General features: G+C 42.4%; 17 protein-coding genes. 8 read left to right on the top strand and 9 right to left on the bottom strand.

Annotation, left to right across the window (positions count from 1 at the left end):
- Positions 1–14: 14 nt before the first annotated feature.
- Positions 15–1121 (top strand): beta-ketoacyl-ACP synthase III, encoded by a 1107-nt coding sequence (locus Q0017_RS05010; RefSeq protein WP_298143556.1) that lies wholly within the window; start codon positions 15–17, stop codon positions 1119–1121.
- Positions 1122–1167: 46 nt separating this feature from the next.
- On the opposite strand, the gene Q0017_RS05005 is transcribed toward Q0017_RS05010, so the two are convergent.
- The 8 genes from Q0017_RS05005 to Q0017_RS04970 all read right to left on the bottom strand — a co-directional run bounded on the left by Q0017_RS05005 (position 1168) and on the right by Q0017_RS04970 (position 10654).
- A complete protein-coding gene (locus tag Q0017_RS05005; protein ID WP_298143553.1) occupies positions 1168–2580 on the bottom strand; it encodes a TIGR00366 family protein in 1413 nt (470 codons plus the stop codon).
- Between the two features lie 80 nt (positions 2581–2660).
- The gene (locus tag Q0017_RS05000; RefSeq protein ID WP_298143551.1) at positions 2661–3290 is read right to left on the bottom strand and encodes a CoA transferase subunit B; all 630 of its coding nucleotides are present in this window, start codon (positions 3288–3290) and stop codon (positions 2661–2663) included.
- A gap of 3 nt (positions 3291–3293) precedes the next feature.
- Complete coding sequence (locus Q0017_RS04995; RefSeq protein ID WP_298143548.1) at positions 3294–3995, bottom strand: CoA transferase subunit A; 702 nt, start codon at positions 3993–3995, stop codon at positions 3294–3296.
- Positions 3996–4017: 22 nt separating this feature from the next.
- On the bottom strand, positions 4018–4920 hold the full coding sequence (locus Q0017_RS04990; RefSeq protein WP_298143545.1) for a hydroxymethylglutaryl-CoA lyase: 903 nt from the start codon (positions 4918–4920) through the stop codon (positions 4018–4020).
- Complete coding sequence (locus tag Q0017_RS04985) at positions 4917–6908, bottom strand: acetyl/propionyl/methylcrotonyl-CoA carboxylase subunit alpha (protein WP_298143542.1); 1992 nt, start codon at positions 6906–6908, stop codon at positions 4917–4919. Before Q0017_RS04985 ends, Q0017_RS04990 begins: the two co-directional genes overlap by 4 nt.
- A gap of 24 nt (positions 6909–6932) precedes the next feature.
- The gene (locus tag Q0017_RS04980; RefSeq protein WP_298143540.1) at positions 6933–7727 is read right to left on the bottom strand and encodes an enoyl-CoA hydratase/isomerase family protein; all 795 of its coding nucleotides are present in this window, start codon (positions 7725–7727) and stop codon (positions 6933–6935) included.
- A 10-nt stretch (positions 7728–7737) separates the two neighbouring features.
- A complete protein-coding gene (locus tag Q0017_RS04975) occupies positions 7738–9339 on the bottom strand; it encodes a carboxyl transferase domain-containing protein (protein WP_298143579.1) in 1602 nt (533 codons plus the stop codon).
- A 118-nt stretch (positions 9340–9457) separates the two neighbouring features.
- Complete coding sequence (locus tag Q0017_RS04970) at positions 9458–10654, bottom strand: isovaleryl-CoA dehydrogenase (RefSeq protein ID WP_298143538.1); 1197 nt, start codon at positions 10652–10654, stop codon at positions 9458–9460.
- Between the two features lie 160 nt (positions 10655–10814).
- On the opposite strand from Q0017_RS04970, the gene Q0017_RS04965 reads away from it, so the two are divergent.
- The 4 genes from Q0017_RS04965 (at position 10815) to Q0017_RS04950 (ending at position 14746) form a co-directional block, all read left to right on the top strand.
- On the top strand, positions 10815–11450 hold the full coding sequence (locus Q0017_RS04965; protein WP_298143535.1) for a TetR/AcrR family transcriptional regulator: 636 nt from the start codon (positions 10815–10817) through the stop codon (positions 11448–11450).
- Between the two features lie 68 nt (positions 11451–11518).
- A complete protein-coding gene (locus Q0017_RS04960; RefSeq protein ID WP_298143532.1) occupies positions 11519–13210 on the top strand; it encodes an AMP-binding protein in 1692 nt (563 codons plus the stop codon).
- Between the two features lie 53 nt (positions 13211–13263).
- Entirely contained in the window at positions 13264–13935 is a 672-nt protein-coding gene (locus tag Q0017_RS04955) for a trans-aconitate 2-methyltransferase (RefSeq protein ID WP_298143528.1), read from the top strand.
- Positions 13936–13948: 13 nt separating this feature from the next.
- The gene (locus Q0017_RS04950; protein WP_298143526.1) at positions 13949–14746 is read left to right on the top strand and encodes a thioesterase family protein; all 798 of its coding nucleotides are present in this window, start codon (positions 13949–13951) and stop codon (positions 14744–14746) included.
- 64 nt (positions 14747–14810) lie between these two features.
- Here the strand turns inward: Q0017_RS04950 and Q0017_RS04945 are convergent, their stop codons facing one another.
- Positions 14811–15410: a TetR/AcrR family transcriptional regulator gene (locus tag Q0017_RS04945; RefSeq protein ID WP_298143523.1), complete on the bottom strand. Its 600-nt coding sequence runs from the start codon at positions 15408–15410 to the stop codon at positions 14811–14813.
- 585 nt (positions 15411–15995) lie between these two features.
- Here Q0017_RS04945 and Q0017_RS04940 point away from each other — a divergent pair.
- The 3 genes from Q0017_RS04940 (at position 15996) to Q0017_RS04930 (ending at position 20605) form a co-directional block, all read left to right on the top strand.
- A complete protein-coding gene (locus tag Q0017_RS04940) occupies positions 15996–17777 on the top strand; it encodes an acyl-CoA dehydrogenase C-terminal domain-containing protein (RefSeq protein WP_298143520.1) in 1782 nt (593 codons plus the stop codon).
- A gap of 74 nt (positions 17778–17851) precedes the next feature.
- The gene (locus tag Q0017_RS04935; protein ID WP_298143517.1) at positions 17852–19021 is read left to right on the top strand and encodes a thiolase family protein; all 1170 of its coding nucleotides are present in this window, start codon (positions 17852–17854) and stop codon (positions 19019–19021) included.
- A gap of 75 nt (positions 19022–19096) precedes the next feature.
- Positions 19097–20605, top strand: a complete 1509-nt coding sequence (locus Q0017_RS04930; protein ID WP_298143514.1) for a succinate CoA transferase — start codon at positions 19097–19099, stop codon at positions 20603–20605.
- Positions 20606–20626 lie beyond the last annotated feature (21 nt).

The raw sequence follows: 20626 nt of genomic DNA, 5'->3' as shown, positions 1-20626 counted from the left end.
CATAGGAGTTTTACATGGGCATCCGTATTACAGGCACAGGGTTATATACACCTGCTGAAACCATCACGAACGAAGAATTAGTTCAAAGTTTAAATGCTTATGTAGAACGTTATAACGCCGAGCACGCAGCCGAAATTGCCGCGGGTGAAATTGAAGAGTTACGTACCTCAAGTGCGGAATTTATTGAAAAAGCGTCAGGCATTAAAAGCCGTTATGTAGCAGAAAAGTCAGGTATTTTAGATATCGACCGTATGCGTCCACGTTTTAATATTCGTAGCAATGATGAAATCTCACTCCAAGCCGAGTGGGGCGTGGCTGCTGCTAAACAAGCCATGGACAATGCAGGTGTAACGGCTGAAGACATTGATGTTGTGATTATGGCATGTTCGCAATTACAACGTGGTTATCCGGCAATTGCCATTGAAATCCAATCTGCATTGGGTATTCAAGGCTACGGCTATGACATGAATGTGGCATGTTCTGCAGCGACTTTTGGTTTAAAGCAGTCTTATGATGCAATCTTAGCCGGTGCGCGCCGTGTATTGTTGGTCAATGTAGAGATTATGTCAGGTCAGTTAGATTACACCTCACGTGATTCGCACTTTATTTTTGGTGATGTGGCAACAGCGTCAATCATTGAAAATACCGACAGCAAAACAGGTTTTGAGATTTTAGATACCTATTTATTTACTCAATTTTCAAACAACATTCGTAATAACTTTGGTTATTTAAATCCTGCTGAAGAAGCAACGGGTAAGGATTTGTTGTTCCGTCAAGATGGACGTAAAGTGTTTAAAGATGTATGTCCTTTGGTGGCAAAAATCATTAAAAACCAAGTGGCAAAAAATGAATTAACACCAGATGACATTAAGCGTTTTTGGTTGCATCAAGCCAACGTGAATATGAATGAGTTGATTTTAAAATACGTGGCAGGTAAAGAAGCGCCAATTGAGCGTGCGCCTATTATTTTAGATGAATTTGCCAATACTTCATCGGCAGGGGTGATTATTGCTTTGCATAAAACAGCTGATCAAGTGAACGACGGCGAATATGGCGTATTGTGTTCATTTGGTGCAGGTTACTCAGTCGGTTCAATTTTAGTAAAAAAAGTTGTGGTTTAAGTTTTAAAACTTAGATGAAAAATGGCGCTTTAAAGCGCCATTTTTTTTAAGAAAATACTGGTGGAGTATAGGCGAGGGTACCCCCTAAAAACCACAGTAAAAATAATACCAAGGGAATATGAAAAATCAGTTGGGTAACGGTAAAGCCAATCACGTCTTTGGCTTTAAGTTTTAAAATGCCAAGCATCGGCAACATAAAAAATGGATTGATTAAATTGGGTAAGGCTTCGGCGGCATTATAAATTTGTACCGACCAACCTAAATGGACTTTTAAATCATTGGCGGCTTGCATGACATAAGGTGCTTCAATAATCCATTTACCACCACCCGATGGAATAAAAAAGCCCAAAATGGCAGAGTAAATGCCCATGACGATCGCAAAGGTTTCTTGTGAAGCAATTGAGACAAAAAATTCTGCAATATAATGTGACAGCGATAAATCTTGGGCGTTATAGGCGTTGGTCATCATAAAGGCGATGCTGCCATACAACGGAAATTGAATCAGCACTCCAGATATGGCAGGTACAGCTTTGGTCACGGCATTTAAAAAATTACGTGGTGTGCCATGTAAGGCAATCCCAAGCATTAAAAAAATAAAGTTATAGGTATTGAGGCTGGAAATGGCCAAAATCGGATTGCTTTTAGAAAACTCATTTAACATCCATACCACACCTAAAAGTACAATTAAAATACTTAAAAGCGGTGAGTTTTCAAGCCAATCTCCGGGGCGTTTAGGAGTATTGGGATCAATTGGTGTTTCTTGGTCAAGTTGAATATCAAACTGATCGATGGTTTTAATATGTTGGCCTTTAGGGGCAGACCAAAAAGCAATCGCAATCGATGCAACAATCAGTATTGCCGTCATGATCATCGATTGCGGTAAAAAAATGGTTTCGGTAAAGGGAATTACACCGGTTAAATTATAAATGGGTTCAGGCAGACTGGCTTTATTGGCTTGAATTTGTGCCGCCGATGAGCTAATGCCCAATGCCCATGTGGCACCCATACCAATAATCGCTGCTGCCGCTGCGGCACGGTAATCCATATTCAGTTCTTTACGCTGAGCCAGTGCAATCACCAATAGCGCAGTTAAAACGGTACTCATGGCCCAATTGACTAAAGAAATCAGTAGACTCACCGTTGCCACCAACACAATCGCACCACGACCTGAATGCGGTAGACGCGCCAAGACGCGAATCAATGCTTGTACCGGTTTAGACACCGAAACCACATAGCCGACCACAATCAACATACACATTTGTAAGGTAAAGGGAATTAAACTCCAAAACCCATCGCCAAAAGACAATGCTACAGACTGTGCCGGTGCGCCAATTAAAATTGCAGCAATCGCGACAATCACTACACCCAATAAGGCAAAAATATACGAGTCAGGAAACCATTTTTCTGACCAATCGCTGACCTTTAAGGCAAAGCGTTGCATAAAGTTTTGTTGTTCCATAGTCTATTCCATGATTATTGTTTGAATTAAAAAACCCCTTAAAACCGAAGCTTTAAAGGGTTAGTAAGTAATTTTTTTATTTAAGCGATCAGTTTGACGCCTGTGACACTTTGAATCTCATCTAAAGTCACATCGTGGGCCAACTCCACCAATTTTACACCTTCAGGTGTTACATCCATCACGCCTAAATCGGTGATAATACGATGCACCACGCTTTTACCCGTTAACGGCAGCGCACATTGCTCAACGATTTTAGGTGTTCCATCTTTGGCGCTGTGTTCCATCAATACCACGACTTTTTGTACCCCAGCCACCAAGTCCATGGCACCACCCATGCCTTTGACTTTTTTACCCGGAATCATCCAGTTGGCAAGGTCGCCAGTTTGTGACACTTCCATTGCACCTAAAATGGCAATATTGACATGCCCGCCACGAATCATGGCAAAAGAATCGGCACTTGAGAAAAATGCTGCACCTTGACGGGCTGTTACGGTTTGTTTACCGGCATTAATTAAATCGGCATCGACGGTCTGTTGGTTCGGAAATTCGCCAATACCCAATAAACCATTTTCTGATTGCAGCCAGACATTCATGTGGTCTGGAATATAGTTGGCAACCAGTGTGGGCAAGCCAATACCTAAATTGACATAAAAACCATCTTCTAACTCTAAAGCAGCGCGTTGCGCCATTTCATTACGCGTCCATGCCATGGCTTAAGCCTCCACTTTTAGGGTTAGTTGTTCGATACGTTTTTCAGGCGTTGTATTTAAAATAATGCGTTGCACATAAATGCCCGGAAGATGGATTTGATCTGGATCTAAAGCACCAATCTCAACAATTTCTTCAACTTCAGCAATACAGATTTTGGCGGCTGTTGCACACACAGGGTTAAAGTTTTGTGCGGTTTTTCTAAAAATTAAATTGCCGGCTTTATCCGCTTTATAGGCTTTGACCAACGCGATATCGGCGGTTAAGGCGTGTTCTAAAATATATTCTTTTTCATTAAATTCACGTAACTCTTTGCCATCAGCAATTAAAGTACCTACCCCTGTTGCGGTAAAAAAGGCTGGAATACCTGCACCACCGGCACGTAATTTTTCTGCCAATGTGCCTTGAGGGGTGAGTTCAACTTCTAACTCACCGCTTAAAAATTGGCGCTCAAATTCTTTGTTTTCACCGACATAAGAGGCAATCATCTTTTTAATTTGTTTGGTTTCAAGTAATAAACCTAAGCCAAAACCATCCACACCGGCATTATTAGAGATACAAGTTAAATTTTTCACGCCTGTGTCTTTTAAGGCTGCAATTAAGGCTTCAGGAATACCGCATAAGCCAAAACCACCCACCGCTAAGGTTTGTCCATCTTTGACGATATCACGCAGCGCTTCTGCTGCATGTGCATAGACTTTATTCATTTTTTATTCTCTAAAGTTATATTTAAGCGCAGCGCTGTTGCCAATAGGCATTGGCATAATGAGATGGATTATTACGCTGTAACACTTGGCTAATATTTTGACTCGCCGTCATTAATGCATCTACATTAATGCCCGTGTTTAAGCCCATATTGGAAAGCAAATAATATAAGTCTTCGGTGGAAACATTGCCTGATGCACCTTTGGCATAGGGGCAGCCACCTAAACCTGCAATCGATGAATCAAACACGCGAATACCTTGTTGTAGGGATTGATAAATATTAGCAATTGCCATGCCATAGGTATTATGAAAATGTCCGGCCAATAAACTGGCATCTGTACTTGCTAAACACGCATCCCAAACTTTTTTTACCCGATCTGGCGTGGCTGTACCAATGGTTTCACCTAAAGATACTTCATAGCAGCCCATTTTAAGCAAGCGCTCAGTGACTTGTGCCACCACTTTAGGTTCAATCGCACCTTCATAAGGGCAATCGACGATACAGGATACATAGCCACGCACTTTAATCTTGTGCTGTTTGGCTTTGGTAAAAATATCGGAAAATTTGGCAAAACTTTCTTCAATTGAGCAGTTAATATTTTTTTGCGTAAAGCTTTGGGATGCTGCGGTAAACACCGCAACTTCCTGACAACCGACCGCTAAAGCTGCTTCAAAGCCTTTGATATTTGGTGTCAGCAAACTCAAACTAATGTTGGGATCTTGAGGTAATTCGGCAAATAATTGGTCGCTCATGGCCATTTGCGGTACCCATTTGGCTGATACACATGAACCCACTTCAATACTACTGACACCGGTTTGCATTAAATCTAAAATTAGATTTTTACGATCTAATAAGGTCAGGGGTGTTTTTTCGTTTTGCAGGCCATCGCGTGGCCCGACCTCAACGATTTTAACAAATTCACTCATGCCACCTCCTCCAATACTACAAATTCAACGAGTTCATCGCCAGCTTTGACTTGATCGCCCGGTTGGAAATAGGTTGCAGCCACCACACCATCTTGCGGTGCACGAATTGAATATTCGATTTTCATGGCTTCTAAGGTCAGTAACACATCATCTTTTTTAACCTGGCTATTGGGTTGCACCAAGACTTGGGTAATGACCCCCGGCATAGGGGCTTTTAAATTACCGGCGGTGGCAGCATCATCTTCGCTGTTAAAGCTTGGTTGAATATGGGCAAAATGATGGCTTTGACCGTTATTGTATAGGGTTAAGCCACTGTCGCTTAAACTAAAGGCATAGTTAGTTTTACGACCATTTAATTCAATTTTAACCTGATGTTGATTGAGTATTTGCCCTTGGATTGCATAACTTTGGCCGTCATACTCTGCCACATAGCCATGCGCTTGTGAGGTGAAATACACCACATTTTCAATGCCTTGAATCGTAAATTTCACTGCATAGCGTGCATTAATATTCATGCGCCATAAAGATTGCGCTTGCCACACAGGATTGTTGGCGGTTTTGTTACTGGCAAAACGTGATAATAATTCAGTCAAGGCAGCGGCGAGTACCAATTCTTTAGAGACTTGCGGTTGTGGGCCAAGTAAAAATTCCTCTTCACGTTGGATCAAGCCGGTATCTAAATGGGCTGTCGCAAAAGATTCACAGCGTACCAAACGATCTAAAAAGGCAATATTATTGCCTAAACCATCGACATGGAATTGGCTTAAGGCATGATGCATTTGCGTGAGGGCTGCTGCACGATTTTTACCCCATACAATCAGTTTGGCAATCATTGGGTCATAATAGGTGGTAATTTCATCGCCCTCAACAATGCCGCTATCGACACGTACGTGCGCATTTTGAGTTGGATAGCTTAAATAGTGAATCTTACCAATGGCGGGCAAAAAGCCTTTTTCTGGTTCTTCGGCATAAACACGTGCTTCTAGGGCATGACCATGAATACTGAGTTCATGTTGTTGTTTTGGTAAAGGCTCACCATACGCAACACGCAATTGCCATTCGACTAAATCTTGTCCTGTAATCATTTCCGTCACAGGATGTTCAACCTGTAAACGGGTATTCATTTCCATGAAGTACGCCGTTCCATCTTGTTCAACAATAAATTCAACCGTACCTGCACCCACATAATTCACCGCACGGGCTGCATCAAGTGCAGCTTGGCGCATAGCTTCAAGTTTAGGCTCTGCCATTAAAGGCGCCGGTGCTTCTTCTAACACTTTTTGATGACGACGTTGTACCGAACAATCACGTTCAAATAAATGCACATAGTTGCCGTGGGTATCGCCAAAGACTTGCACTTCGATATGGCGAGGTTGCACCACGTAGCGCTCAATTAATACATCATCATTGGCAAAGCTGGCTTTGGCTTCGCTTTTACATGAAGCAAGGGATGCTAAAAAGTCTTGGCTTTGTTCAACCAAACGCATGCCTTTACCACCACCACCGGCACTGGCTTTAATTAAAACAGGGTAGCCAATGGCATCGGCTTGTTGTTTTAAAAATTCGGCATCTTGATTGCTACCGTGGTAACCCGGGGTTAACGGTACGCCGGCTTTTTCCATTAACGCTTTAGAGGTCGCTTTTAAGCCCATGGCTAAAATGGCATCTACTGGCGGGCCAATAAACACGATATTATTTTTTGTGCAGGCTTCGGCAAATTGGTCATTTTCCGATAAAAAGCCGTAGCCGGGATGAATGGCTTGAGCACCTGTATCAAGTGCGGCTTGAATAATACGTTCAACTTGTAAATAACTTTGTGCAGCAGGGGATTCGCCAATATAGATTGCTTCATCGGCCTGTTTGACGTGTTGCGCCTGAGCATCGGCATCTGAATAGACCGCAACGGTAGCAATACCGAGTTTTTTCGCACTGCGGATCACACGACAAGCAATTTCACCACGGTTGGCAATTAAAATTTTGTTAAACATAGCAGTATCCTTATATTTTTGTTGTTATGCAGTGGTTTGAATCCAACTTGGGCTGTGTTTATTTAAAAACGCGCTCAAACCATTTTTCGCCTCTGTTCCTTGGCGTACATGTGCAATATGTTGCGCAGTTTGCAGCAATAGATCTTGCGTTAGTTCTTGTTGGTTGACCATTTGAATCAATTGCTTAGACGCGGTTTGCGCTTCTGGCCCACCGAGTAATAAAGCCTCTACAAGCATATCAATAGTTTGATCTAAAGCTTCCGGTTCAGCCACTTCATGCACTAAGCCAATTTTTAGGGCTTGTTCTGCACTAATGCGCTCAGCCGTTAAAAAATAACGCGATGCTTGACGTGCACCAATCGCTCGAATCACATACGGGCTAATGGTGGATGGTGCTAAACCTAAGCGCACTTCTGAGGTGGCAAACTTTGCCTCAGTGCTTGCCACACAAATATCACAGGCAGAAGCCAAGCCCATGCCACCACCAAAGGCAATGCCATGCACACGGGCAATGGTGGGTTGCTTTAAGGTAGCAAGTTGATGCAGCATTTGTGCAAGTTTTAGCGCATCGGCTTGGTTATCTTCACGTGAAGCGCTACCTGCTTGTTTCATCCAATTTAAATCTGCACCGGCAGAAAAACTTTTGCCACGACCAGCTAAAATCACCACACGAATATCATCACGTTGATGAATATGGGCAAAACAGGCATGTAATTCTTCAATCACTTGGGTATTAAAAGCGTTGTGTAATTCTGCACGGTTCATCCAAACCGTTGCGACTGCGCCTTGTTGTTCGAGTTGTAAAAATTGATAGCTCATGTCACACCCCTTACATACGGAACACGCCGAATTTGGTTTCTTGAGTCGGTGCATTGAGCGCTGCAGCCAAACTTAAGCCTAATACTTGGCGGCTTTGTGCAGGGTCAATCACACCATCATCCCAAAGACGTGATGAGGCATAATACGGATGACCTTGTTGCTCAAATTGATCACGGAACGGTTGTTTAAATTGATCTTCTTCTTGGGCTGTCCATTGTTCGCCACGCGCTTCAATTTGGTCACGTTTTAAGGTTGAAAGTACGCTTGCGGCTTGCTCGCCACCCATCACCGAAATACGTGAGTTTGGCCATGTCCATAAAAAACGTGGTGAATAGGCACGGCCACACATGCCGTAGTTACCTGCACCAAAGGAACCACCAATAATCAAGGTGATTTTAGGCACATTGGCTGTGGCCACTGCCATGACCAATTTGGCGCCGTGCTTGGCAATGCCTTCGTTTTCGTATTCACGACCCACCATAAAGCCAGTAATGTTTTGAATAAACAGGAGGGGAATATTGCGCTGCGTACACAGTTCAATAAAGTGCGCGCCTTTTTGCGCACATTCTGAAAATAAAATCCCGTTATTGGCAATAATTCCTACCGGCATACCGTAAAGTTCAGCAAAGCCTGTGACTAAAGTGGTGCCAAAACGGGCCTTAAATTCATCAAAACGTGAACCATCCACAATACGGGCAATCACTTCACGTACATCAAATGGCTTACGGGTATCGCTTGGCACCACACCATAGAGTTCTTCTGCGGCAAAGCGAGGTGGCTCAATGTGATCTAAAGATACATTTGGTTTTTTATTGAGGTTTTTAACAATATTACGGGCAATGGCAATGGCATGTTCATCATTTTCAGCCAAGTGATCGGCAACGCCAGATAAACGTGTATGCACATCACCGCCACCTAAATCTTCAGCCGACACCACTTCACCGGTTGCAGCTTTGACCAATGGTGGACCACCTAGGAAAATTGTACCTTGATTACGTACAATAATGGTTTCATCCGACATGGCAGGAACATAGGCACCGCCTGCGGTACAGCTGCCCATCACCACGGCAATTTGTGCAATGCCTTGGCTCGACATACGGGCTTGGTTGTAAAAAATACGCCCAAAATGATCACGGTCTGGGAAGACTTCATCTTGCATCGGCAAATACGCGCCACCTGAATCGACCAAATAAATACATGGCAGATGGTTTTGCTCGGCAATTTCTTGGGCACGTAAATGTTTTTTAACCGTTAATGGATAATAAGTACCACCTTTAACCGTGGCATCATTGGCCACAATCATGCAGGTCACACCATTAACCTGACCCACACCTGCCACCACACCAGCAGCAGGTACGTCATCACTGTAAACTTGATAGGCTGCTAGCTGACCAATTTCTAAAAAAGCACTGCCGGCATCAATGAGTTGGTCGATACGCTCACGTGGTAATAATTTTCCGCGGGCAATGTGTTTTTCACGGGCTTTTTCACCGCCACCAAGCGCAATTTTTTGTGCAAGTGTTGTTAAATCAGTCACCAAGGTTTGCATGGCGGTTTGATTGGTTTTAAATTCTTCGCTACGTACATTCAGCTTGCTGCCAAGTACATTCATCTGATCATTGCTACTTTCACTGCGGGTGAATTGGCGTAATACATTCATTATTCAACATCCTTGTTTAATCTATTGTTGTTGTATTGGGCGGATGTGGGCACTGATGTGCCCAAAAGCATTATTGAGTTTCGTTAAATAATTCGCGACCAATCAGCATACGGCGAATTTCTGAGGTGCCGGCGCCAATTTCATACAGCTTGGCATCACGCCATAGACGACCGACTGAATATTCGTTGATATAGCCGTTACCGCCTAAGGTTTGAATGGCTTCACCTGCCATCCATGTGGCTTTTTCAGCAGCATATAGAATGGCACTGGCGGCATCTTTACGTAAGCTACGGCGGTGCTCGGCTTTGTCACATTCTGCACCTACGGCATATACAAGCGCTTTACAGGCGAGCCATGTAGAATACATATCTGCCACTTTACCTTGCATCAATTGGAATTCACCTAAAGCTTGACCAAACTGTTTACGCTCATGTAAATACGGAATCACGCTGTCCATACAAGCATCCATAATGCCAAGTGGGCCTGCGCTTAAAACCGCACGTTCGTAATCTAAGCCACTCATTAAAACTTTGACGCCATTGCCCACACCGCCCATGACGTTTTCTTTAGGCACTTTGACGTTGTCAAAAAATAATGGATAGGTATTTGAACCACGCATCCCCAATTTGTCTAAGTGTGTGCCGTGGCTAAATCCATCCATGTCTTTTTCAATAATAAAAGCGGTCATGCCTTTAGCACCGGCTTGGGTGTCGGTTTTGGCATATACCACCAACACATCGGCATCACCGCCATTGGTGATCCACATTTTTGAACCATTCAAGACATAATGATCGCCATGATCATCGGCACGAAGTTTCATGCTTACTACATCTGAACCTGCATTGGGTTCTGACATGGCCAATGCACCGACATAATCACCTGAAATCAGTTTTGGGAGGTATTTTTGTTTTTGTGCTTCAGAACCATTACGTTTGATTTGGTTAATACATAAATTTGAGTGTGCGCCATAAGACAAACCAATTGATGCAGATGCGCGTGAGATTTCTTGCATCACCACAATATGTGCCAAGTAACCTAAGTCTGAACCACCGTATTCTTCGCTCACGGTTAAACCATGTAAGCCCATGTCGCCCATTTTTTTCCAAAGATGCGCTGGAAATTCGTTGTCACGGTCAACTCGGGCGGCCAGTGGGGCAATTTCTTTGGCACAAAATGCGGCAACAGAATCACGTAAGGCAATTAAAGTCTCATCCAAACCAAAATCAAGGGTTTGTAGGTTAAGCTGTAACGGAATATGTACGTTCATGTTATTCATCCTGAATTTCTACTTATTTTTTCCCAAATCACTTGGTGAAAAGCGGTTGTTTTTGTGCTTTTAAAACTAACATACAATGTTTTTTTAAAAAAGTGAATATAAATTCACAAATTGATTTAAAATTCATTTTTGTCTTGTTGAGAATAAAATTATGAGTTATAAAAGATCATCATTGATGCAAGAGCGTATGGAGCAAAATCGTGCTGCGATTTTACAATCCGCGCGCGAGTTGATTGCACAAGGTGGGCTAAAAGATGCGCAAATTCAACCGATTGCAGAGCGGGCAGGTGTTTCAAGTGGCTTGGTGTATCGCTACTTTGAAAACAAAAGTCAGGTATTAATTGAGGTGTTGTCGGCTGCAATTGTCTATGAAGTCAAGATTTTAGATTCAATTGCCAAACGCCAAGATTTAAGCGCAACGGAAAAATTACATAAGGCGGTCACAACTTTTGTTAAGCGTGCTTTAAATAGTCCACAGTTGGCGTACTCGCTAATGTTTGAACCGATTGACCCTTCGGTTGAACATGAGCGTTTTCGCAGTAAGCAATTACTCAAACAAAGTATTAAGGAGATTTTGGCCGAAGGGAAAGTCAACGGCGAATTTGGATGTGAAGATTTAAACACCGCAGCCTTGTGTGTGGTCGGTACCATGACCTTTGTGGTGATTGAGCCTTTAAATCCGTCACGTAATATGTTGTTTGATCAAAAATATAAGGATTACTTTGTCAAACAAATCGCTGATTTTTGTTTAAATGCGGTGATGATTGAGGAAGAAGCACGCGTTTAAATTCCACACAACGGTTTGTGGGCAAAGCATAAAAAACAAAATTAAAAAGAATCAAGGAGATCGATTCAATGACACAAGTCCGTTTAAGTTACGCCTATGGCGCAAGTGGTCAGCCGCTGTTGGGTACAACCATTGGTGAAAAATTTGACCAAGCCTGTGCCCAATACGCCGAGCAGGATGCTGTGGTGAGCGTGCAGCAAAATATTCGTTTGAGCTATAAGCAGCTACAACAACAGGTGAATGCCTTTGCCTGTAGCTTGTTCAAATTGGGCTTAAAAAAAGGCGACCGTTTGGCGATTTGGTCACCCAATTGTGTAGAGTGGACCATTACCCAATTTGCCGCATTTAAAGCGGGTATTATTTTAGTTAATCTTAATCCTGCGTATAAAAGCAGTGAACTCGAATATGTACTCAATAAAGTGTCTTGTGTAGGGCTTGTGATTGCACCTGCGTTTAAAACCTCAGATTATCAAGAAATTTTATGCAAAATTGCGCCAGAGCTCTGTAAGGGCAATGAAAAAATTCTCTCAAGTACGCGCCTACCACATTTAAAACACGTCATTAAAATCTCAGATGAACAACAAGGTGCGATTCATCGTTTTTCTGATTTACTGCTTGAGCCAAGCGCACAGCAATTGGCGCAGTTAGAGCAATTGGCCCAAGAATTACAATTTGATGAAACCATTAATATTCAATTTACCTCAGGCACCACAGGTAATCCTAAAGGCACCATGCTGACCCACAATAACATTTTAAATAATGGTTATTTTGTTGGCCAAGCCATCCGTCTCACCCCGCAAGATCGCGTGTGTATTTCTGTGCCGTTGTTTCATTGCTTTGGTATGGTGATGGGGAATTTAGCCTGTATTACGCATGGCTCAACTATGGTGTATCCAGCAGGGGTATTTAATCCACTGTCGAGCTTACAAGCCATTGAGCAAGAAAAATGCACCGCCGCCTATGGCGTACCCACCATGTTTATTGCCATGTTAGAACATGAACAATTTGAACAATTTGATTTAAGCAGTTTACGTACCGGCATTATGGCAGGTAGCCCATGTCCACGTGAAATTATGCAACGTGTGATTGATCGTATGCACATGCATGAAGTGACCATTTGTTACGGTATGACCGAAACTGCACCTGTGAGCGCGCAAAGTGCCGTAACCGATAGCCTTGAACAGCGCGTGGGCACGGTAGGACGAGTGCATCCACATTTAGAAATTAAAATTGTCGATGAACAAGGCAAAGTTGTACCGCGAGGTGGCTTAGGTGAGCTGTGTGTACGCGGTTATTCAGTCATGTTGGGTTACTGGGAAGATGAAGACAAAACCTTTGATGTGATTGATAAAGCCCGTTGGATGCATACTGGTGACATTGCCTCAATGGACGATGAAGGCTTTATTAAAATCAAAGGCCGTATTAAAGATGTGGTGATTCGTGGTGGCGAAAACTTGTTCCCCAAAGAAATTGAAGATTTCTTATACACCCATTCTGCGGTGATGGATGTACAGGTGATTGGTTTACCTGATCCACGTTATGGTGAAGAACTTTGTGCCTGCATTATTTTGCATGAAGGTGAAACCTGCAACGAAGAACTGATTCGTCAGTATTGCAAAGAGAATATTTCACATAACAAAGTACCTCGCTATGTACGTTTTTTTAGCGAGTTCCCAATGACAGCATCAGGTAAAGCCCAAAAATTTAAATTACAAGAATTGATGCGCCAAGAACTTAATTTACTCGAAGATATTGCTTAAATCCAACAGGCCCACGCGTTATTTCACGTGGGCAATTTTTTTAAGGACTACACGTGGCGAAGGACTTTTGTCATCCTAAAGTGGTGGCAGGCTATGACGAGCACATTGTACAACTGATTCCCGGTTATGCACTTATGCATGCCCAAGTGCGTGCAACATTAACTGTACAGCTCACAGCTGAGGCACATATTTTAGTGGTGGGTTGTGGTACCGGCTATGAGATCGAATATTTACTGGCAGATTTTCCAAAGATTCATATCACAGCTGTTGATCCTTCATTGAATATGTTGCAAAAAGCCCAACAGAAAATTGCCGAGCATGCAGACAGCTCACGGGTCAATTGGCTACTTGGTACAACTGCCGATTTAAAGCCAGAGGCACAATTTGATGCTGCTTTATGTTTATTGGTGGCGCATTTTATTGCCAATGATCAAAAAACTGAATTTTTTCAGCAGATTTATCAGCATCTTAAACCAAAAGCATATTTAATGACCTACGACATGCTATTGCCAAGTCATGCCAATGAACTCAAGATTTTACAGCATTTATGCCAAGTACAAGGTTTAAGCGTGCGTCAAAGTGAGCAAATGCTTGAGCGTTTAGAGGATGACTTTGCTTTAATCACGCCTCAACAATACTGTGATACTCTTTTAAAGGTTGGTTTTAATTCAATCCAAACGTATCTGCAAGTGATCAACTATTTTGGTTTTTTAGCACAAAAATAACAGGTTAGGGACTATGGCCGCGTATTATCAGCTTAAACAGCGTGAACATTTACAAGATGGCAGCGTGATTTCTCATTATCAATGCCATATTCATTGCCAAGGGGCATGGAATCCCAATGAGCAGCATATGGCGCCTGCCGGTGGAATTCTAGCGCATGAATTGGCACGTTTTAACCCACGCCCTGAACTACGTATTGGACGTATTGGTTATGATATTTTAGGGTTGATTCCCTTTGGTGAATTTTCAATAGAAACCAAAGTCATTCGTGGAGGCAAAACCATTGAATTACTTGAATCAACCATGGTGGCTCACGGGCGTGCTTGTATTGTGGCGCGCGCATGGCGTATGCAAACCCAAGATACACAACATATTGCAGGCTTAGAAGACGGTTTTGTTGCACCACCTGAACAATTGCCACTGTGGGAAGGCATGAAATGTTGGCCGGGTGGCTATATTCAAAGTATTACGGCACGCGCCGATGCTAGTCGCCGTGCTGGCTGTGGCGTGGTGTGGCTCAATACCCAAGTGGAGATGGTAGAAGGTGAAAATACCTTAGATTTTGTGCGCTTAATGGGCATGGTAGACACGGCCAATGGTGTGGTGCCGCGTGTAGAGCCAGGGCAAGGTTGGGCCTTTCCAAATTTAGATTTACAAATACATTTATATCGTGAGCCACAAGGGCAGTGGTTAGGGCTTGAAGCCACCCAACAATATGGCAGTGATGGTATTGGCTTAACCAGTAGTATTTTACATGACCAATTAGGGCCGTTTGGGCGTAGTGAGCAGATTTTAACCTTACGTGCCATGTAACAATTGTTGGTACACTGTGCTAGGAGGTTTTGCTTGGCACAGTTTTAAATTGCTTCATAGAATGTTAAGACATTTTGTCTGGAATCATTAAGGCTTGATTAATATACAGTTTAATTAAGCGCTCACGTGAGCCAATGGCTTTTTGATAATGGGTTGAGTTTAACAATAATGATGCACCATAGGTCACAGTCCAAATATAAGACAAATAATCACGAATCGACATGGCACTATTTAAGGATTTTAAATAATCTCCAGTCATGTCTTTAATGGATAAAATGCGTTGCTCACGCACCTGATACAGTGCTTCAAACAAATCTTTTAAACGACGTTCGTTGTTGGTTAAGCGCTCTTCAATGGCGTGTAGCAAAATGGTGCGATTAGAATTGAGCATGTTATACAGCATATATTGCGACACATAACTTTTGATGTTGTTTTGATTTTTTTGTGAAATGTCTAATAAACGGCGTTCATTTAAAATAATGAGTTCTAAATACAACTGATTTTTGCTTTTAAAATGTTTATAGATCGTGCCTTTGGCAATATCAAGCTCTGAGGCTAATTCACCTAAGGTAATATCTTGATTGTTATCCAATAACAATTTTTCTGCCATGCTTAAAATCTTTTCTTTTCGCAGCAAAAAGTTTTGTTGGCGCTCTGAATTCATCTGCTTCGTTCCATCTGACAATCAAAACTACTTGATGCAAATTAAACCACCTGTGCTGAGATTGAAATTAAACCAAAGTCTTGATTTTGATTAGTAAACAATCAATTGGTTGTTGGGTGGTCTAAGCAAAACATGAGTTTTGATCATATAAATAAAACAATGTCAAGCAATGGAAACTGTAGAGATCAATCATTTCCAATTCTGCCATTTTTATTCTATTGTCATTGCGTTTTATAAGATTACAGTGTGCAGTGTATGCGCTAATAATTGTTGTAAAATATAGATTGATTTTTGGATTAAGTATTTGAAAGAAAATTATTTTTTATATTTGATTTGCATGGGTGATTTTGTGAATTTTTAAAGCATTTCACACAATAGCAATCTAAACATGGCAGTATTGCCCCAAATTAAAAAACAATGGTTGTGTTGCAGTTTTCATCAATATAAGACGAGCTGAACACAAACAAGTAAAACAATATGTGCGTCGTGGTTTAAAATGATATTAGGTCAATGACCTAAAGGAATGAAAACAGTGAAAAACCTGCTGATGTTGTGATCAAGCAGATTAATTTAAGGAAAGTAACAATGCCAATTTATAATGCACCACTAAAAGATATGGACTTTATCTTAAATGACGTGTTTCAAGCTGAACAGTTCTGGCAAAGTACAGAAGGTCTTGCGCATTTAGATCAGGCAACTGCCAATGCTATTTTAGAAGAAATGGCAAAATTTTCAAAAAATGTCATTTTAGATTTAAACCGTTCAAGCGATGAAGAAGGCGGCGCGCAATTTAATCAAGGCGTTGTGACCACACCAAAAGGCTTTAAACAAGCATTTGATCAATACGCACAAGGCGGTTGGATTGGTTTAGGTGCATCTGAAGAGTGGGGCGGTCAAGGCATGCCAAAAATGCTCACCGTACTAGCAGATGAGATGATTTGGGCCACTAACCCATCATTTATGTTGTATCCACTGTTAACGGTGGGCGCAGGTATGGCAATTGATCAGGCCGGTACCCAAGAGCAAAAAGAAACTTATTTACCAAAATTCTATACTGGCGAATGGTCAGGCACCATGTGTTTAACCGAGCCACATTCAGGTACAGATTTAGGCATTATTAAAACCAAAGCTGAACCAAATGAAGATGGCAGCTATAACATCACAGGTACAAAAATCTTTATTACCAGTGGTGAGCATGATTTATGTGACAACATTATTCATTTAGTTTTGGCAAAAACCCCAAATGCACCTGCAGGTTCACGTGGGATTTCTATGTTTATTGTGCCAAAATTCTTAGTCAATGAAGATGGATCATTAGGTGAGCGTAATACGGTTGCCGCAGGTTCAATCGAGCACAAAATGGGCATTAAAGGTTCAGCCACTTGTGTGATGAACTTTGATGCGGCTAAAGGTTACATGATTGGTAAAGAAAATGAAGGCTTAGCGGCGATGTTCATTATGATGAACTACGAACGTTTATCGATGGGCATTCAAGGTTTAGGTGCTGCTGAATACGCCTATCAAAATGCGGCGCAATATGCCACAGACCGTTTGCAAGGTCGTAGTGCGACAGGTGCGCAATCACCTGAAAAACCTGCTGATTCAATTTTAGTGCATGCCGATGTGCGTCGTATGTTACTCAACGTGCGTTCAAACAATGAAGCAACCCGTGCCTTTGCAGCCTATGTGGGTCAACAACTTGATATCACTAAATTCTCAAATGATGCAGAAGCGGTGAAAAAAGCCAACAACCGTGTGGCACTGTTAACGCCTATTGCAAAAGCATTCTTAACTGACAAAGCGTTGGAGTCAACGTTAGAAGCACAAATGTGCTTTGGTGGTCATGGTTATATTCGTGAGTGGGGCATGGAACAATGTATCCGTGACTTACGTATTTCACAAATTTACGAAGGCACCAATGGTATTCAAGCGCTTGATTTAATTGGTCGTAAAACCATTAAAACCAGCGGTGCTTTCTTGGCTGAATACTTAGAAGAAATTCGCGCATTCGCCAATGGTCTAGACGACAGCTTAAGCATTAAAGCGGTAACCTTAGACATCGCAGCAAAAACTGAAGAATTAACTCAGTTTATTGTTGAGCAATCAAAACAAAATCCTGATTTCTCAAGTGCTGTTGCGGTAGATTACTTACACGCTGTAGGTATGCTCAGCTTTGTTTACATGTATGCGCGTATTGCTGCAGCAGCACAGGGCAAAGCCGAGAGCTTCTACCAAAATAAATTGGCTTTGGCACAGTACTATAGCAATAAAGTCTTGGCTGACTTTGCTGCGCGTGTACAACGTGTCAAAACAGGAACTGACGTTATGATGGACTTTAGTGCAGAATACTTTACCGCACAGTCTTAATTGTTAGGCCAAAATCACGAAGCTAGATCAGATAGGACGATCTAGCTTCTGCAATACTATAGGATATAAAGATAATGATCGTAATTGTAGATGCAGTACGTACTGCTATGGGCGGCTTTCAAGGTTCGCTTTCATCTTTAAGCGCACCGCAATTGGGTAGCGTTGTGATTCAAGAAACCATCCAACGTGCCGGCATTACAGCAACTGATGTTGATGAAGTGATTTTTGGTTGTGTATTGCCTGCAAGCTTAAAACAAGCGCCTGCGCGTCAAGCCATGCGTTTAGCCGGTGTACCTAATAGTGTTGGTGCCACCACCATTAATAAAGTCTGTGGTTCAGGCATGAAAGCGGTGATGCAAGCGGCCGATGCCATTAAAGCAGGCAGTGCCAACATCATCATCGCAGGCGGCATGGAATCAATGAGTAATGCCCCTTACTTGCTTGACAAGGCACGTGGTGGTTTACGTATGGGACATGGCAAAATTATTGACCATATGTTCCAAGATGGTTTAGAAGATGCAGAATCGGGTCTTTCAATGGGTGTTTTGGCCCAAGAAATGGCCGACAAAAAAAATTATACCCGTGAACAACAAGATGACTATGCCATTGCATCACTGAAAAAAGCAGTCGATGCCGTCAATAACGGTCACTTTAAAAACGAAATTGCAGCAGTCACTGTGTCGAGCCGTAAAGGCGATGTGGTGGTTGATCACGACGAACAACCGTTTAACGCAAAAATTGACAAGATTCCAACGCTGCGTCCTGCCTTTAAAAAAGATGGCACTATTACAGCTGCTAATTCAAGCTCAATTTCAGACGGTGCATCTGCATTGGTGATTAGCTCTGCTGCTGTTGCGCAAGAAAAAGGCTTAACGCCACTTGCTCAGGTTGTGGCGTATGCAACCCATTCACAGCATCCAACAGAATTTACCATTGCACCTGTGGGCGCAATTGAAAAAGTGCTCAAACAAGCCGGTTGGTCAGCACAAGAGGTAGATCTTTGGGAAGTCAATGAAGCCTTTGCCATGGTGGCTATGCTTGCTATTGATGGCTTAAATTTAGATGCGGCCAAAGTCAATATCAGTGGCGGTGCATGTGCATTGGGTCATCCATTGGGTTCATCGGGTTCGCGTATTATTGTCACTTTAATTCATGCCTTAAAACGCACAGGCGCTAAAAAAGGTGTCGCGGCATTGTGTATTGGTGGTGGTGAAGCCACTGCAATTGCGGTTGAATTGCTCTAATAGATGACTCATAAATCATGACCTTTGTGGTGTAATGATAGATAATAAAAAGTGTTAATTTTGAGAAGATTGAAAATGACAAAAGGTTTAGATCGCGTTCGTTTAGCAACGCTACATGACAAGATTGTTTCTGTAGAGCAGGCTTTAGATTTAATTCCAGATGGCGCAGTGCTTGGCGCAAGTGGTTTTGGTGGTGCAGGTGATGCCAAAGCGGTGCCATTGGCATTAGCAGCACAAGCCAAAGTCAAAAACTTGACCTTTGCCACGGGTGCAAGTTTAGGTAACCAAATTGATGGCAAATTAGGTGCGGCCAAAGTTATTTCACGCCGTTTACCGTATCAAGCCGACCCAGGTCTGCGTAAGCAAATTAACAATGGCGACGTGATGTATACCGACCAACATTTATCAGGTATGGCTGATAAAATGCGTCATAAAATGTTGCCTGCACCGCAAGTTGCCGTCATTTCAGCAGTTGCCATCACCGAAGAAGGTTTGATCATTCCAACCAACTCATGTGGTAACTCAGCTCAATTTGCTGAATTAGCAGATCATGTGATTGTTGAAATTGACTTAACCTCAAATCCAATTTTAGAAGGCTCACACGACATTTATGTACCCGCATCACGTCCAAAGCGTGGTCCAGTACCATTAATTGAAGTGCAAGACCGTATTGGTAAAATCGGGATTCAAGTTGATCCGGCTAAAATCTCTGCCATTGTGATGAACGAAGTACCTGATACTACCTTTGATATGGCAGATGCCGACGAAGAAACGCTTGCCATTGCCAAACACTTGGTCAACTTCTTTGAAAAAGAAGTGGAAGAAGGTCGTTTACCCAACAATTTAGGCCCATTACAATCGGGTGTAGGCTCAATTGCCAACGCCGTGTTTGCAGGTTTTGAACATTCTAACTTTAAAGATTTGGTCATGTATTCAGAAGTACTACAAGACTGTACTTTTAAGTTAATTGATTCAGGCAAAATGATTTTTGCGTCGGGTTGTTCAATGACTTTGTCTCAAAGCACCAATGACTACGTGATGGCAAACTTTGAAAAATACAAAGACAAAATTGTGATGCGTCCACAGGATGTATCTAATAACCCTGAGATTATCCGTCGTTTAGGCATTATTGCCATTAACACTGCACTTGAGTTTGATATTTACGGTAACGTCAATTCCACCCATGTGACAGGCACTAAAATGATGAACGGGATTGGTGGTTCAGGCGATTTTGCCCGTAATGCCATGTTGTCAATCTTTGTCACAAAATCTATTGCTAAAGCCGGTGCAATTTCATCGGTGGTGCCAATGGTCAGCCACCATGATCATACCGAACATGATGTGGATATTTTAGTGACTGAGCAAGGTTTAGCCGATTTGCGTGGTTTAGCACCGCGTGAGCGCGCGCGTGTTATTATTGATCAATGTGCACATCCTGATTACCGTCATGCACTGAATGATTATTATGACCGTGCTGCACAGCAAGGTGGTCATACACCGCATATCTTAACTGAAGCACTGAGTTGGCATGCACGTTTAGTGGCAGAAGGTCATATGCTGAAACAAGAAGCAATAAGCGCTTAAATTATTGCCATTAAAAAGCCC

The sequence above is a fragment of the uncultured Acinetobacter sp. genome, from assembly GCF_947624825.1.
GTDB lineage: Bacteria > Pseudomonadota > Gammaproteobacteria > Pseudomonadales > Moraxellaceae > Acinetobacter.
The sequence above is the reverse complement of the archived record's forward strand: the minus strand, read 5'-3'. Positions and strand labels throughout refer to the sequence as shown.

Bases quoted from the DNA above. Each gene is read 5' to 3' on its own strand.
- Q0017_RS05010 (WP_298143556.1), top strand. From the start codon at position 15: ATGGGCATCCGTATTACAGGCACAGGGTTATATACACCTGCTGAAACC.
- Q0017_RS05005 (WP_298143553.1), bottom strand. From the start codon at position 2,580: ATGGAACAACAAAACTTTATGCAACGCTTTGCCTTAAAGGTCAGCGAT.
- Q0017_RS05000 (WP_298143551.1), bottom strand. From the start codon at position 3,290: ATGGCATGGACGCGTAATGAAATGGCGCAACGCGCTGCTTTAGAGTTA.
- Q0017_RS04995 (WP_298143548.1), bottom strand. From the start codon at position 3,995: ATGAATAAAGTCTATGCACATGCAGCAGAAGCGCTGCGTGATATCGTC.
- Q0017_RS04990 (WP_298143545.1), bottom strand. From the start codon at position 4,920: ATGAGTGAATTTGTTAAAATCGTTGAGGTCGGGCCACGCGATGGCCTG.
- Q0017_RS04985 (WP_298143542.1), bottom strand. From the start codon at position 6,908: ATGTTTAACAAAATTTTAATTGCCAACCGTGGTGAAATTGCTTGTCGT.
- Q0017_RS04980 (WP_298143540.1), bottom strand. From the start codon at position 7,727: ATGAGCTATCAATTTTTACAACTCGAACAACAAGGCGCAGTCGCAACG.
- Q0017_RS04975 (WP_298143579.1), bottom strand. From the start codon at position 9,339: ATGAATGTACTTGGCAGCAAGCTGAATGTACGTAGCGAAGAATTTAAA.
- Q0017_RS04970 (WP_298143538.1), bottom strand. From the start codon at position 10,654: ATGAACGTACATATTCCGTTACAGCTTAACCTACAAACCCTTGATTTT.
- Q0017_RS04965 (WP_298143535.1), top strand. From the start codon at position 10,815: ATGAGTTATAAAAGATCATCATTGATGCAAGAGCGTATGGAGCAAAAT.
- Q0017_RS04960 (WP_298143532.1), top strand. From the start codon at position 11,519: ATGACACAAGTCCGTTTAAGTTACGCCTATGGCGCAAGTGGTCAGCCG.
- Q0017_RS04950 (WP_298143526.1), top strand. From the start codon at position 13,949: ATGGCCGCGTATTATCAGCTTAAACAGCGTGAACATTTACAAGATGGC.
- Q0017_RS04945 (WP_298143523.1), bottom strand. From the start codon at position 15,410: ATGAATTCAGAGCGCCAACAAAACTTTTTGCTGCGAAAAGAAAAGATT.
- Q0017_RS04940 (WP_298143520.1), top strand. From the start codon at position 15,996: ATGCCAATTTATAATGCACCACTAAAAGATATGGACTTTATCTTAAAT.
- Q0017_RS04935 (WP_298143517.1), top strand. From the start codon at position 17,852: ATGATCGTAATTGTAGATGCAGTACGTACTGCTATGGGCGGCTTTCAA.
- Q0017_RS04930 (WP_298143514.1), top strand. From the start codon at position 19,097: ATGACAAAAGGTTTAGATCGCGTTCGTTTAGCAACGCTACATGACAAG.